The 254-nt window shown below is 61.4% G+C and carries 1 pseudogene; it reads right to left on the bottom strand.

The annotated features are described in order from the left end of the window. Nucleotides 1–108: 108 nt before the first annotated feature. Nucleotides 109–254: pseudogene (locus tag AF337_RS45300) on the bottom strand (response regulator); the annotation flags it as partial.

Raw genomic sequence — 254 nt, 5'->3', positions numbered from 1 at the left:
CCGTTGAGGGTGGCATTGAGGCTTTGACGACGGTGGCGGACCGGCCGCGAGCCCTTTATACATCACGGCACGACGCATGTGAGGCTGTCCAGGACCCGGTGTGCGACCTCATGAACCGCTTTCCCCACCGCTATTGAGAGCCAGCGCGGAACTGATGCAATCGAGCAAAACCTGTTCGCCAAACGGTTTTGTCAGGCAGCCGACGATGCCCGCGCCCAACGCAGACGCGCGTACGTTCTTTTCCGGAAAGGCGG

This window comes from Rhizobium ecuadorense (genome assembly GCF_001187535.1).
GTDB classification, from domain to species: Bacteria; Pseudomonadota; Alphaproteobacteria; order Rhizobiales; family Rhizobiaceae; genus Rhizobium; species Rhizobium ecuadorense.
Note: the sequence above shows the minus strand (reverse complement) of the source record. Positions and strands in the feature narration are given on the sequence as shown.